A 12,465-nucleotide genomic window follows, 5' to 3' on the forward strand; every position below is an offset into this window, starting at 1 on the left:
AAAGGCTCGGAGCATTCGCAAAATGTCATATGTTGAAGTAAGTGGCTGTTTTTGATGCTCTTTTCCAAGCCCAATTTGAGTTGATGGCCAATGCCGTAGGCCAGTGTCCCTAGGGAACACCCCAACGAACTCATGAGCTACAACCTCCATCAATTGCATGCTTTTACGACCATCGTGTCGTCCGGCAGCCTCGGAAGGGCCGCAGCATCGCTCAATGTGACTCAGCCAGCACTCAGTCGAACGATCAAGCGTCTGGAGGAAGATGTGGGCGCGCCGCTCTTTGAGCGGCACGTCAAAGGCATGCAGTTGACGGATATTGGCGCTGCTTTGCTGCCGCATGCTCAACTTCTATTGCGCGAGGCAGAAAATGCGCGCGAAGAGATCGACGCGATGCGCGGACTCGCCAAAGGAACGATCAAGGTGGGAGCGGTTGGCAGTCTCGCTGCCCACTTCCTTCCTTTGGCGGTCGATCGTGTCTTGGAGAAATGGGGCAACTTGCACGTCGAAATCATCGAAGGCGTGTGGGACCGCCTTGCCGAGGGGCTCATCAACTACGAGATCGACCTCGCTCTAAGCACGGCCACTAATGACAGCGACGAGATCGTGGCCGTACCTGACTGCCGATGGGAGGACAACAGCTTCGTCGTAGCAGCTTTCAGCCATCCATTGCGCAAGAAACCCAAGCTCGCTCTCGCCGACACATTGACCGCGCGGTGGGCCATCCCGCCCAAAGGTACAGCCCCTTATGAACACATGCGAGAGACGTTTCTCTCTCGCAACCTCGACATGCCGGATATTGCCGTCCGGACGCGCTCGGTGACCGTGCTTAAAAGTCTGGTAGCCGAATGCTCGTTTCTGAGTTGGATGCCGGAACCGATGTACGACTCCGAAAGCAAGGCAGGGATCATGGGGACTCTGCCTATTCCGGGCGTTCGCGCCGCCAGAACATTGACAGCGTTTCAGCGCCGCGACGGGATACTGCCGCGTCCAGCCGCGCGTCTGCTCGACGAACTCAGAAGCCTGACCGAGGGCGGCATGGCGTTGCGGACCACCCGATAAGCCAAAGATTGCCATCGAGTTCGGAATCTCGGGAACTGCGTTAGGAAATAATCTAAATCCTCCGCCTGATTCGATTTAGTCTGCGCAAGCGCCCAGCGGCCGGGCCAAAATCAGTTTCAAATACCAAGTTAGAAATAGTTCTAAATGCGGCTTTAGAATTATTTCTAACTACTGCTTTAAGGCATTTATTAACGGATAATTATTTAGGATTTCCAGACTTTCTATTTTCATTTGGAACCCTTAATATCCGTTTCCAGCATTTGGCCTGGGATCGCAGGATTCGAGAAGGCACGTTATCCCCAGATAACCCACCTTTACGACTCTCGTCCAGTGCAAGTTCGTTGCATCAGTATGAATCCAACGTCTTTAACGATCCGGAATTCCGGAGGCCCCTCCACGGCCATATGCTGAAACCAAACATTCCTGGGAGCATTGCTTTATGAAGTCTTTCGCTATTTCCACTTTGATGGCCGCTATTTTGGGAGCTACTGCAGGTAGCGCTCTCGCAGCTGATGGAACGATCACGTTCAATGGAGCCTTGACGGCTTCGACATGTGAAATCAATGGTAATGACACGTCGTCCAAAGACTTTACGGTCAATCTTCCGACGCTGTCCACGAATGCCTTGACGAAATCGGGCGATACGGCAGGCGCCACTTCCTACCATATCGCGTTGTCCAAATGCACGCCGGTAACGTCGACCAGCAAGGCTTCGGTCTTCTATGAGGCGGGCGCCACCGTCGATCCGGTCGATGGACGTCTTATCGTCGCGCCAGGCGGCGCTCAAAACGTCAAGCTGCAAATCAACAACAGCGACGGTTCCCAGATCAAGGCCGGCTTTTCGACCGATCTGCAGAACTCCAAAGCGGCCGATATCTCGAGCGGCGCAGCGACGCTGTACTACCAGGCTGAATACTACGCAACGGGCGCCACGACTGCCGGCGCGGCCAATTCGTCTGTCGTGTACAGCATCGATTATCAATAAGTCGATAAGCACCAGGACCTCTCAGTTGTCAGGGAGGTCGGGAAGCGGGGCGGCTGCCCCGCTTTTCCAATCGAATGTGGCATTGAATTTCTTCGCGCAATGAAACTGATCCGCAAGACACTTACCTTCGCAACGATCTGCCTGTCGATCGCTGCATTCGCCCCGACCGCCATTGCATCCGTGGTGATTGCCGGTACGCGAATCGTTTATAACCAGAACGATTCCGAAGTTACCGTCAAATTAACAAACAACGGAAAGCTCCCGGGGTTGACGAAGGTATGGATCGACCGGGGCGATCCGAACGCGAAGCCCGACAGCATCGAGGTGCCTTTTACCATCATGCCGCCCATCATGCGGATCGATCCGGGTAAATCGCAAACCTTGCGGATCATGAGTACCGGTGAGGAGCTTCCTGCCGACAAGGAATCCCTCTTCTATCTGAATGTGCTCGAAGTGCCGCCGAAGCCAACCGGGGATGAAGCAAGCCCCAATCAACTGCAACTGGCTTTCCGTACGCGCATTAAGTTCTTCTTCCGGCCTAACGGGCTCAAAGGACAAGTCACGGATGCGCCTGCTCAGGTGATCTGGCATTTGAAACACGATGGCGATCAAAACATGATCGAGGCGACTAACCCTACGCCTTATCACATCTCATTCGATCGAATCCAGTTCGGTCGAGGCAGTAATGTGGCCGCCTTCGACCAAGGTGGAATGGTGGGGCCAGGCGAAACAAAGAAGTTTCCCTTGAAAGGGACGTTTCCCAGTCAGGGATCGAAGGTGAACTATACCGCCATCAATGACTATGGCGGGCCGCAAAACGGCGAAGCCGACGTTGCGCCCTGAGCCACTTAAGTTCGTATGGTTCTGCTTCAACAGATCAAGACGCATTCCTAAGTCTTTATACGTTTCATCCTGGAAAGTATCTCCGCGTGCGTAGTGCGATGACGTGTGTGAGACACGCTGTCATACGTTTGGCTGATCGAATCGAAAATGAAAGACCGCCGCAATTTCCCGTCGGTTCACAAGTTGAATCCGATGTACTTCGTCACTCTGCAAGCTCTCGCAGCCATGAGTGCCAGCTCGCATGCGTACGCCGACGCCGCAAAGAAGTATTCTGCCGTCGAATTCAACGAACAGTTTCTCGAATCGGGAAGCGGCGAAAAGGTGGATATATCCCGCTTCAACAAAGGGCAGGAAATCCTGCCCGGCACCTATCGTGCCGACACTTATGTGAACAACGAGTGGAAAGGCAAACTCGGCATCGAGATTCGTGGACCCCAAAACGGCGACGGCGTCGTGCGCCCCTGCATGACGTCCGATCTTTTGACGCAATTCGGCGTCGACATCCGGAAATTGACTCCCGAAGCATTGGCCGCACTCGATGACGCGGATAAAACGTGTCCGTCGCTCGCTGATCTGATACCTTCGCAAGCATTTTCGTTTTTGGCGCGTTGAGCGAATACGTGCAGAAGTACCTCACCGAATTGATCTTCAATCTGGTCCAAATCAACTCGACGGAAGGACTCATCGGGCATCTTCTGCGCAATCCGATGCCATGGTTCGAGAAGCGGCACGTCGGCGATGTATTCGCGCGCGTGAAGGCGCAGGACGAGATCACCGGCTACGCGACGCGCTCCATCGTCTCGTTGTGCATCGACGTGGCGGTAGGAACGCTCGCGCTCATACTCATGCTGATCCAAAGCCGGCAACTGACGCTCATTGCACTCGTGGTATTCGCCGCGTACGTGGCGCTGGCGTTGAGCATGTATCCCGCGATGCGCGACAATCACGCGCTGGTCACGGAAACGTCGGCCCGTTGCGATGACGCGCTGATCGAGACCATCCGCGCGGCGTCGCTGCTCAAGCTTGCACAGGGCGAGACTCGACGCACGTCGATCTACATGACGATCTTCAAGGCGTATGCCGTGGCAGCGCTCGCGAAGAGCCGATTGAACTGCACGCGCGACAGCCTGCTCAAACTCGTCAACTACGCGGACACGGTGGTTATCACATACATGGCGGCACGGCTCATGCTCGGCGGCGTCGTTTCGGTCGGCGTGTTCTATTCGTTCCTGATCTACAAGTCGTTGATGTCGGAGCGTTTTGCCAACGCCATCAACGCGATGTTTCAGTACTTCATGTTGAGCGTGCCGGTCGCGCGGGTCGACGATATCGTCGAAGCACAGACCGAAACTTACACGCCATTGAGCGCGAGCGAACGGGCGACGGAGATACGCGATTTCTCGAGTATCGAAATGCGTAACGTGACGTTCAGCTACGGCGTATCCGATAAACCCGTGCTGGCCGATCTCAATCTTTCGATTCGCAAAGGCGACAAGATCGTCATCACCGGTCCTTCGGGGAGCGGCAAGTCCACGGTATTCAAGCTCTTATCGGCGGCCGAGCCGCTGCGGGAAGGGCATATCGAACTCAACGGAATCGCGTGGCCGAATCTTGCCGTCGATGAAATTCGGCGCCACATGGCTCATATGCGCCAGGGCGACATCATCCTTCACGGCTCGATTGCCGACAATATCACCTTGTTTGCGGCGAATCCCGACGACGACCGTATACACAGGCTGCTTTCCGACGTGGGCCTTCTCGACGATGTCATGCGTCTGCCGATGCGCACGCGAACCGTCATCAGCGACACGATTGCCAACATCTCTGCGGGGCAGCGTCAACGTCTTTTGCTGGCGCGCGCGCTCTATCAACAACGCGAGATACTGATGCTCGATGAGCCTACTTCGAATCTTGATCCCGCATCCGTGAAGCACATTGCGCAACTGCTTCGCAGTCTGAAGCAAACGGTGGTGGTCATCACCCACGATATGGCTTTGGCATCGGCATTCGACATGCGCTATGCATTCGCCAATGGCGGGCTCGTGCCTGAACACGTCGTGCAAGCATCTGATCCGGTGCTGGTGGACGCATGAAGAAGCCGGGATTCTCAGCAGTCTTGGTTGCGGTCTGCATGACGCTGGCTAATCAGACATGCGCGAGCGATCTGCTCGATATGGTGAATGCGTCGCTCTCACAGGATGCCGATCTCGCGCAGGCACGCGCCGCCTATGAGGCGTCGAAGCAGGCCATTCCCATTGCGCGAGCTGCCTTGCTGCCGCAGATAAGCGGAGGATGGGGCCGTGCGTATAACGAAATCAAAACGGACGGTTTTCCGCGTCAGAGCTATTGGCAAAACGGATGGACTTTTCAGGCCGCGCAGCCCCTCTTCGACTGGGCCAAATGGACGACCTATCAGCAGGCCGATCTGGTCGTCGCTCAAGGCGCGGTGCAATTCGCGGCCGCGCAGCAAGCGGCGATGCTCAAGGCGGTTCGCGCCTATTTCGATGCGCTCGCGGCGGAGGACGAACTCGAACGTACGAGCGAATATCTCGCCGCCATCGATGAACAGCACAGGCAAACGCGCCGTAAGCGCGCCGCCGGCGAAGCGACTGTCATAGACGAGCGCGATATCGATGTCGCTCTCGCCCAGGCGCGGATTCAAAACGCCGACGCGCGTCAGGACATGGAGGTGAAGCGTCGCGTTCTACAGCAGATGAGCGGCAAGCCATTCTCGCCGCTTTCGGGTCTTGCAGCGGGCACGAAGCTGCCGCGTATCGAGCCGGAAGATCCGGATGTCTGGGCCGGTCAGGCGAGTTCGAGCGGCTACGATGTGCAATCGAAACAGCTCGAGCTCGAAATCGCGAAGATGGATTCGAAAAAGGCGCGTGCGGCGCACTATCCGGTCGTCTCGCTTACCGGCACCTACACGCCGGCTGGCGCAGCGTCGGGCTATGCGCGCCCGACCACCACGACCACAGCCATGCTCCAGGTGATGATGCCGCTCTTCTCCGGCGGAGAGATACAGGCGCGATTGAAGCAAAGCCTGGCGCAGCAGGACAAAGCGCAGGACGCGATCGAATCCGCGTCCTTCACGGCCGAGAAGGATGCGCGTGAAAACTACGCTGCATATCTAAAGGCGCGCGTTCGGAGTATCTCACTCGAACAGCTATTGCAGACATCAAAGGAAGCATTGGCCGCAACCGAAACGGGCTTCAAGGTCGGCAGCCGGACGCAGGTCGACGTTCTGCGTGCGCTCGACTCGTACTTTACGGTTCGCCGCGATCTCATGCGTTCTCGATACGAGGTTATCGTTTCCTCGTTGCAATTGAAGGCGAACGTTGCGTCCCTGACCATCGACGATATTTCCTACGCAAACACGCTGTTGTGCTGCGCGAAAACATCGGACAACGGACCATCCTTACGCTGACTGTGCAAGAGTGCATTGACGTGCCGAATACCTTGAGTTCGTTCACGTAACCCTTCTGGCTTTGCCAGAGCAGTTCGCTCTAATACGCTTGAAACGCGCATCGGGAATTTCCCATTGCGCGTTTTTTGTTGCCTAAAAGGATCGACATGAGTTATTTGCATGCCGTCTCGCAGGCATCTATCAAATCTCAAAAAAGATTTGCTCCAAAAATAGGATGAGTCTTATTATGTTCTTAAGCTGATTATGTTCCCGCAGCGCGCAGATAAGGAATCCCGAGCACAAGAAGTTTCATTACAGGGGCCGAGATGAGAAAAGCGAAGTGGTTGACTATTGCCCGGCACGCGCTGCGCTGCGCCGTCGTGAGTTCCCTTGCCGGGCTTTGCGTGCCGGCTTTCGCGACGCTCGTTCCGGGCGGCACGATCACGTTCAGAGGTGCATTGGTTGCGCCGCCGTTTGACATCGCTGCCAGATCTGCTTCCATGCTCGGAACCAGTGGATTCCAGAACGATTCCGCTGATGTGAAAGGCGTACGTTCCTCCGCCGTTGTCACCTATTACGCGCCACCGCACAATGCGCCGAGCGCGGAGGTTTCGTTGGTCGTAGTGGGCGATCGTGCCGCTGCGGTGAGCTCGCATTTCATCGACGGCGCGGGACAGCGCGTCGGGCCGTCCCTGGGCCGCTCATATCACGTAGGCCCGGCAGGCGGCGCGCTTCTGATACGGCGATCCGAAAACGCGCGCGCCGAATCGACGACGCTCGTGACCGTCGTCACCGAATACAACTAGCGCATTCAACGCGATGCATATCGCTGCAATCCCGCGATGCTTTCCCGCAGTTCGTCTTGCAGCCGCGCCATCAATTCGGCGGCGGGCAACTCGCGCGCGAGCGCGGCGGCTTGCCCTGCCCATTGCGCGCCGTAGCCGAATTCGCTCTTTGCTTTCGCCGCTGCGTGCAATGCCTTGCCTGCATCGTAGGTAATCGGATACGCGGGAATGGCAGGCGCTCCTTCGGCGCGCCCGAGTTCGGTGAACTTGTTGACGAGGCCGCGCGCCTTGCGCCCCGAAATCGCCGATGTGAACGTCGTGCGTTCGGCCGCATCGGTCAAGATCGCGCGACGGTAGCCCGCATCGATCGACGTCTCCGTGCAAGGCACGAACGCCGTGCCCAATTGCGCGGCCTGTGCGCCCAGCGCAAGCGCCGCCGCAATGCCCGCGCCGTCCATGATGCCGCCCGCCGCGATCACGGGCACATCGAACTTGCTGGCGAGAAGACGCGTCAGCGCCAACGTGCCGAGGTTGTCGTCGTCGGCTTGCGGATCGAAGATGCCGCGATGTCCGCCCGCTTCGATGCCCTGCGCGACGATCGCATCCATGCCCGCCGCGACGACCTGCTCCGCCTCACGCAAATTGGTTGCGGACGCAATCAGTTTGATGCCCGCGTTGCGCAACGCATCGATGTATTCCTTCGACGGCAAGCCGAAGTGAAAACTCACGATCGCGGGCTTCTCTTCGACGAAGACCCGGAGCATGGCATCATCGACGACGAAGCTCGTATAAATCTCGCTCAGCTTCGCGGGCGGCGTCGCGCCGTATTGCGCGAACACCGGCGCGAGCCAGTTCGTCCATGCCTGCTCGATAGCGGCGTCGGCGCGGGCCGGCTCATGACAGAACACGTTGATGTTGAACGGCTTGCTCGTCAGCTCGCGCGTCTCGCGAATCACCTTGCGCGCGCCTTCCGCGTTCATCGCGCCGACGCCGAGCGAGCCGAGCCCGCCCGCATTCGATACGGCCGCCGCGAGCGCGGGCGTGCTGACGCCGGCCATCGGCGCCTGAATGATCGGCACGTCGATGCCGAGTAGCGATGTCAATGCGTTCTTGCTCATGAATGTGCATCCTCTGAACGTTGATTCAACGCGTGCCGAGCTTCTCGACGACGAAGTCGACAAAAGCCCGCACGCGCGACGACAAATGTCTGCCGTGCGGATACAGCAGGATGAACGGCCTGCTGCATCCGCCGTAATCGCGCAGCACCTCGACAAGCGTGCCCGCGCGCAATTCTTCCTCGACGGTGAAGCGATAAATCTGGAACAGACCCGCGCCGTGACGCGCGAGCGGAATGCCCGCGAGCGCATCGCCGGACGTGCCGTAGCCGCCTTGCGTCGTGATTTCCACGAGTTCGCCGTTCTGCATGAAGAGCCACGGCACGGGCCGTCCGGTACTTGGCATCTCGAACTGGATGCATTCGTGCGCGAGCAGATCTTCGATTGTTTTCGGCACGCCCGCGCGCTTCAGATAAGCCGGCGACGCCACCGTGACCAACTCCGCATCTTCGAGCTTGCGCGCGATCAGACCGGAATCGCGGGGTGCGCGTCCGCGTATCGCGAGGTCGAAACCTTCATCGGCGAAGTCGATGTTGCGGTTGCTCAGATGCGCTTCGACCGTGACATCGGGATAACGCTCTCTGAACTCCGCAAGCAACGGCAGCATGCGGTAATGCCCGTAAGGCGTCGGCATGCTGATGCGCAACACGCCCTTCGGCGTCGTCTGCTGGCCGGTGGCTTCGCGCTCCGCTTCCGCGAGACGATTGAGCGCATCGCGACATTGCTCGAAGTAGCGACGTCCTGCATCGGTCAGTCGAATCTGGCGCGTCGTACGCACGAAAAGCCGCACGGCGAGGCGCTTTTCGAGTCGCGCGACCGAGCGGCTCACGGCCGCCGGCGTGACGCTCGCAGCGGTCGCCGCGAGCGTGAAGCTGCCGAGTTCGGCTGCAAGGCAGAAGAGTTCGATGCTGCCGAGAAGAAGGTCGTCGAATTGCCGCTGCATGTCGATTGGCTTCGCGTCGCTGTCGTTTTTGCTGCATCTTCGCCGCTTGCACATGAACGGTCAACCGACGGCGTTTCATACGGTTCGGCGCGCCGGGGCACAAAAACGAACGCCCGCTTCTTCCACACGGAAAAAGCGGGCGATTAGTTGCAAGCGTAACGATCGATTACTTCGCGGTCGGCATCACGAATTCCGCGCCCTTCTCCGTGCTCTCGGGCCAGCGCTGCATGATCGACTTCTGCTTCGTGTAGAAGCGCACGCCTTCTTCGCCATACGCGTGCATGTCGCCGAAAAGGCTGCGCTTCCAGCCGCCGAATCCGTGCCACGCCATCGGCACCGGAATCGGCACGTTGATGCCGACCATGCCCACTTCGATGCGACGGCCGAATTCGCGCGCGATATGACCATCGCTCGTATAGCAGGCGACGCCGTTGCCGAATTCGTGCTCGTTGACGAGATCGACCGCTTCGCTGAAGTCCTTCACGCGCACGCACGCGAGTACCGGGCCGAAGATTTCTTCCTTGTAGATGCGCATGTCCGGCGTGACATGATCGAACAGCGTGCCGCCCGTGAAGAAGCCGTCTTCGTGGCCCGGCACCTTGAAGCCGCGGCCATCGACGACGAGTTTCGCGCCTTCTTCCACGCCCAGCGCGATATAACCTTCGATGCGTTCGAGTGCCTGGCGGGTGACGATCGGACCCATTTCCGCGTCGTCTTCCATGCCGTTCTTGATCTTGAGTTGCTGCGCGCGCTCTGCGAGACGCGGCACGATCTTGTCGGCGACATCGCCCACGAGCACCGCGACCGAGATCGCCATGCAGCGCTCGCCGGCCGAGCCGTAGCCCGCGCCGATCAACGCATCGACGGCCTGATCGATGTTCGCATCGGGCATCACGACCATGTGATTCTTCGCGCCGCCGAGCGCCTGCACGCGCTTGCCGTGCTTCGCGCCGGTCTCGTAGATGTAGTTCGCGATCGGCGTGGAGCCGACGAAGCTGATCGCCTTCACTTGCGGATGCGCGAGCAGCGCATCGACGACGACCTTGTCGCCCTGCACGACGTTGAAGATGCCATCGGGCAAACCGGCTTCCTTGAGCAGATCGGCCATGAACAGCGACGCCGACGGATCGCGCTCGCTCGGCTTCAGAATGAACGCGTTGCCCGCCGCGATCGCGACCGGGAACATCCAGCACGGCACCATGCACGGAAAGTTGAACGGCGTGATGCCCGCGACGATGCCGAGCGGCTGGCGCGTCGTCCAGTTGTCCATGCCCGTCGAGACCTGTTCGGTGTAGTCGCCCTTCAGCAGTTGCGGAATGCCGCATGCGAATTCGATCACGTCGATGCCGCGCGACACTTCACCCTGCGCATCCGAGAAGACCTTGCCGTGCTCGGCGGTGATGATCGCGGCGAGTTCGTCGCGATGCTTGTTCATCAGTTCGAGGAACTTCAGCATGACGCGCGCGCGGCGGATCGGCGGCGTGTCGCGCCAGGCCGGGAACGCGGCTTTCGCGCTCGCGACGGCTGCATCGACATCGGCGGCTTCACCGAGCACGAGCTTGCGCGGACGCTCGCCCGTCGCGGGATTGAACACCGGCTGCGTGCGCGTGGCCGAGCCATGCGTGCGCTCGCCGTGAATGTAATGAACGACGTCGGCGGTATCGTTGAACGCTTGCATGCTGTCTCCTCTCACGGACTGGTTTGGCAATTGACACAGTGTAGGAAGCGATGCGCCCCTTGCAAAGACGCTATGATTGAACTCATTGTTTATATTGGCAAACAATCGGTTGATGGACGAGCAAAAGATCGAAGGTCTGTGGACCCATTTGCACTGGCTCACCGTGCTTGCGGAACAAGGCAGCTACACGGCCGCCGCCGCGCGGCTGAACGTATCGAAAGCGGCGATGAGCCAGCGCATCGCCGAACTGGAGCGCGCGGCGGGCGTGCCGCTCGTCACGCGCACGACGCGCAGCGTGCGTTTCACCGAAGCGGGCCGCAGGCTCGTCGACGATACGCGCGAGCAGTACGAGCGCATCGCATCGAGCTTCATGAGCGTCAAGGAGATGGCGGGCGTCGCGCGCGGGCTCATACGCGTAACCGCGCCGATGGCCTTTTCGCGGCAGCAGCTCGTGCCGCGCATGGCCGGATTTCTGCACGCGCACCCCGATGTGCGGGTGCAACTGGAGGCATCGGACCGGTTGAGTTCGATCGCGACCGAAGGCTTCGATCTCGCGCTGCGGCACAGCGCGCAGGTGCCGGATACGCACGTCGCGTGGAAGCTGTGCGATACCCGTTCGGTGATCGTCGCGACACGCGCCTATCTGAAGCGGCGCGGCACGCCGGCGACGCCCAACGATCTCGTCACGCACGATTGCCTTGTCTATCCGCGGCCGCAAGCATCGAGCATCTGGTCGTTCGAAAGGAAAGGCGGGCGCAAGACTTCGACCGGGCCTCATACGCTCGCGGTGAGCGGTCCTTTCGCGGCGAACAACAGCGAAGTGCTGCGCGATGCAGCGCTCGACGATCTCGGCATCGCGCTCTTGCCGGATTTCACCGCGCAGGCCGCCGTGCAAGCGGGAAAGCTCGTCGTGCTGTTGCCGGAGTGGCGTCCGGTCGGCGCGTTCGCGGATCAGCTATTCGTGGTGCGGCCTTATGCGCCGCATGTGCCACGCGCGGTCGCGCTTTTCATCGGATATTTGCGCGAGACTTTCGCAGGCGGCTTTCCGCTCTAGAACGAAAAAACGCGCCGGTCCGAGACCAGCGCGTTTCGTGATGCGGCTTGCGGCTTGCTGCTTGCTGCTCAGTGATGCGCGAACGTCGGGAAAACGTCGGCTTGAACCGCATTGACGCGAGCGCCCGATTGCGCTGAACCATCCGCCACACCGCCATATCCGTTTTGCGCGGCGACGCGCGCTTCGGCAGCTTGAACGTCGGCGGGATACTTCGAATCGCTGATGACGTTCGGGTTATATCCGGCCTTTTCCAATTGCACGATTTGCTCGCGGACTTCGGCGCGCGTCAAAGGCTGATTCGACTGCGCGAACGATGCGACCGGCGCGGCAAAAGCAAGAGCGACCGCTGCGGTACCGATGAACTTGTTCATGATGCTTTCCTCCATCCATAAGTTTTGAGTTGCCGCTCACGCTGCCTTGTTTGCTTCGTGCGCGACCGTTGAACAGAGTTTAGGTATCGCACGCCCTAGGGTAAATACCTAAACGGCGAAATCACTTTTGGCGAAAACCCGACTAATACGGGCACGCGCGATGAGAACCAACGCCTTGCGAATCGCCTATAACCAAGAACGGAGCGCCGTTCTACGCGACGCATAG

Annotated in this window: 12 protein-coding genes and 1 pseudogene; 8 read left to right on the forward strand and 5 right to left on the reverse strand. The window is 59.2% G+C overall.

What is annotated here, in order from left to right:
- Window positions 1–132: 132 nt before the first annotated feature.
- The 6 genes and pseudogenes from QCE58_RS22005 to QCE58_RS22030 all read left to right on the forward strand — a co-directional run bounded on the left by QCE58_RS22005 (window position 133) and on the right by QCE58_RS22030 (window position 6,314).
- Entirely contained in the window at window positions 133–1,059 is a 927-nt protein-coding gene (locus QCE58_RS22005; RefSeq protein ID WP_008348956.1) for a LysR family transcriptional regulator, read from the forward strand.
- Window positions 1,060–1,498: 439 nt separating this feature from the next.
- Window positions 1,499–2,044, forward strand: a complete 546-nt coding sequence (locus QCE58_RS22010; protein WP_175982605.1) for a fimbrial protein — start codon at window positions 1,499–1,501, stop codon at window positions 2,042–2,044.
- A gap of 99 nt (window positions 2,045–2,143) precedes the next feature.
- Window positions 2,144–2,887: a fimbria/pilus periplasmic chaperone gene (locus QCE58_RS22015; protein WP_175982606.1), complete on the forward strand. Its 744-nt coding sequence runs from the start codon at window positions 2,144–2,146 to the stop codon at window positions 2,885–2,887.
- Between the two features lie 225 nt (window positions 2,888–3,112).
- Window positions 3,113–3,499: a FimD/PapC N-terminal domain-containing protein gene (locus tag QCE58_RS22020; RefSeq protein ID WP_250522098.1), complete on the forward strand. Its 387-nt coding sequence runs from the start codon at window positions 3,113–3,115 to the stop codon at window positions 3,497–3,499.
- Window positions 3,466–4,980 (forward strand): annotated as a pseudogene (locus QCE58_RS22025) (peptidase domain-containing ABC transporter); the annotation flags it as partial. The gene QCE58_RS22020 and the pseudogene QCE58_RS22025, both read left to right, overlap by 34 nt.
- A 38-nt stretch (window positions 4,981–5,018) precedes the next feature.
- Window positions 5,019–6,314: a TolC family outer membrane protein gene (locus QCE58_RS22030; RefSeq protein WP_250522052.1), complete on the forward strand. Its 1,296-nt coding sequence runs from the start codon at window positions 5,019–5,021 to the stop codon at window positions 6,312–6,314.
- Window positions 6,315–6,555: 241 nt separating this feature from the next.
- Here QCE58_RS22030 and QCE58_RS22035 read toward each other — a convergent pair whose 3' ends face one another.
- A complete protein-coding gene (locus QCE58_RS22035) occupies window positions 6,556–6,795 on the reverse strand; it encodes a hypothetical protein (protein ID WP_250436859.1) in 240 nt (79 codons plus the stop codon).
- Between the two features lie 112 nt (window positions 6,796–6,907).
- Between QCE58_RS22035 and QCE58_RS22040 the strand changes: the two genes are divergently transcribed.
- Window positions 6,908–7,099 carry a hypothetical protein gene (locus tag QCE58_RS22040; protein ID WP_175982610.1) on the forward strand — a complete coding sequence of 64 codons (192 nt, stop codon included), beginning with the start codon at window positions 6,908–6,910 and terminating at the stop codon, window positions 7,097–7,099.
- A gap of 5 nt (window positions 7,100–7,104) precedes the next feature.
- On the opposite strand, the gene QCE58_RS22045 is transcribed toward QCE58_RS22040, so the two are convergent.
- From QCE58_RS22045 to QCE58_RS22055, 3 genes are all read right to left on the reverse strand, one after another.
- Complete coding sequence (locus tag QCE58_RS22045) at window positions 7,105–8,196, reverse strand: nitronate monooxygenase family protein (protein ID WP_250436860.1); 1,092 nt, start codon at window positions 8,194–8,196, stop codon at window positions 7,105–7,107.
- Window positions 8,197–8,221: 25 nt separating this feature from the next.
- A complete protein-coding gene (locus QCE58_RS22050) occupies window positions 8,222–9,136 on the reverse strand; it encodes a LysR family transcriptional regulator (RefSeq protein WP_008348964.1) in 915 nt (304 codons plus the stop codon).
- Window positions 9,137–9,302: 166 nt separating this feature from the next.
- The gene (locus tag QCE58_RS22055; RefSeq protein ID WP_008348966.1) at window positions 9,303–10,814 is read right to left on the reverse strand and encodes a CoA-acylating methylmalonate-semialdehyde dehydrogenase; all 1,512 of its coding nucleotides are present in this window, start codon (window positions 10,812–10,814) and stop codon (window positions 9,303–9,305) included.
- A 112-nt stretch (window positions 10,815–10,926) separates the two neighbouring features.
- On the opposite strand from QCE58_RS22055, the gene QCE58_RS22060 reads away from it, so the two are divergent.
- Entirely contained in the window at window positions 10,927–11,868 is a 942-nt protein-coding gene (locus QCE58_RS22060; RefSeq protein WP_175982612.1) for a LysR family transcriptional regulator, read from the forward strand.
- A gap of 68 nt (window positions 11,869–11,936) precedes the next feature.
- Here QCE58_RS22060 and QCE58_RS22065 read toward each other — a convergent pair whose 3' ends face one another.
- On the reverse strand, window positions 11,937–12,239 hold the full coding sequence (locus tag QCE58_RS22065) for a DUF4148 domain-containing protein (protein ID WP_250522053.1): 303 nt from the start codon (window positions 12,237–12,239) through the stop codon (window positions 11,937–11,939).
- Window positions 12,240–12,465 lie beyond the last annotated feature (226 nt).

This window comes from Caballeronia sp. LZ028 (assembly GCF_031451415.1).
Taxonomy (GTDB): Bacteria; Pseudomonadota; Gammaproteobacteria; order Burkholderiales; family Burkholderiaceae; genus Caballeronia; species Caballeronia zhejiangensis.

Coding starts and splice junctions, on each gene's coding strand:
- QCE58_RS22005 (WP_008348956.1), top strand. CDS start 133: ATGAGCTACAACCTCCATCAATTGCATGCTTTTACGACCATCGTGTCG.
- QCE58_RS22010 (WP_175982605.1), top strand. CDS start 1,499: ATGAAGTCTTTCGCTATTTCCACTTTGATGGCCGCTATTTTGGGAGCT.
- QCE58_RS22015 (WP_175982606.1), top strand. CDS start 2,144: ATGAAACTGATCCGCAAGACACTTACCTTCGCAACGATCTGCCTGTCG.
- QCE58_RS22020 (WP_250522098.1), top strand. CDS start 3,113: ATGAGTGCCAGCTCGCATGCGTACGCCGACGCCGCAAAGAAGTATTCT.
- QCE58_RS22030 (WP_250522052.1), top strand. CDS start 5,019: ATGACGCTGGCTAATCAGACATGCGCGAGCGATCTGCTCGATATGGTG.
- QCE58_RS22035 (WP_250436859.1), bottom strand. CDS start 6,795: ATGGAAGCAGATCTGGCAGCGATGTCAAACGGCGGCGCAACCAATGCA.
- QCE58_RS22045 (WP_250436860.1), bottom strand. CDS start 8,196: ATGAGCAAGAACGCATTGACATCGCTACTCGGCATCGACGTGCCGATC.
- QCE58_RS22050 (WP_008348964.1), bottom strand. CDS start 9,136: ATGCAGCGGCAATTCGACGACCTTCTTCTCGGCAGCATCGAACTCTTC.
- QCE58_RS22055 (WP_008348966.1), bottom strand. CDS start 10,814: ATGCAAGCGTTCAACGATACCGCCGACGTCGTTCATTACATTCACGGC.
- QCE58_RS22060 (WP_175982612.1), top strand. CDS start 10,927: ATGGACGAGCAAAAGATCGAAGGTCTGTGGACCCATTTGCACTGGCTC.
- QCE58_RS22065 (WP_250522053.1), bottom strand. CDS start 12,239: ATGAACAAGTTCATCGGTACCGCAGCGGTCGCTCTTGCTTTTGCCGCG.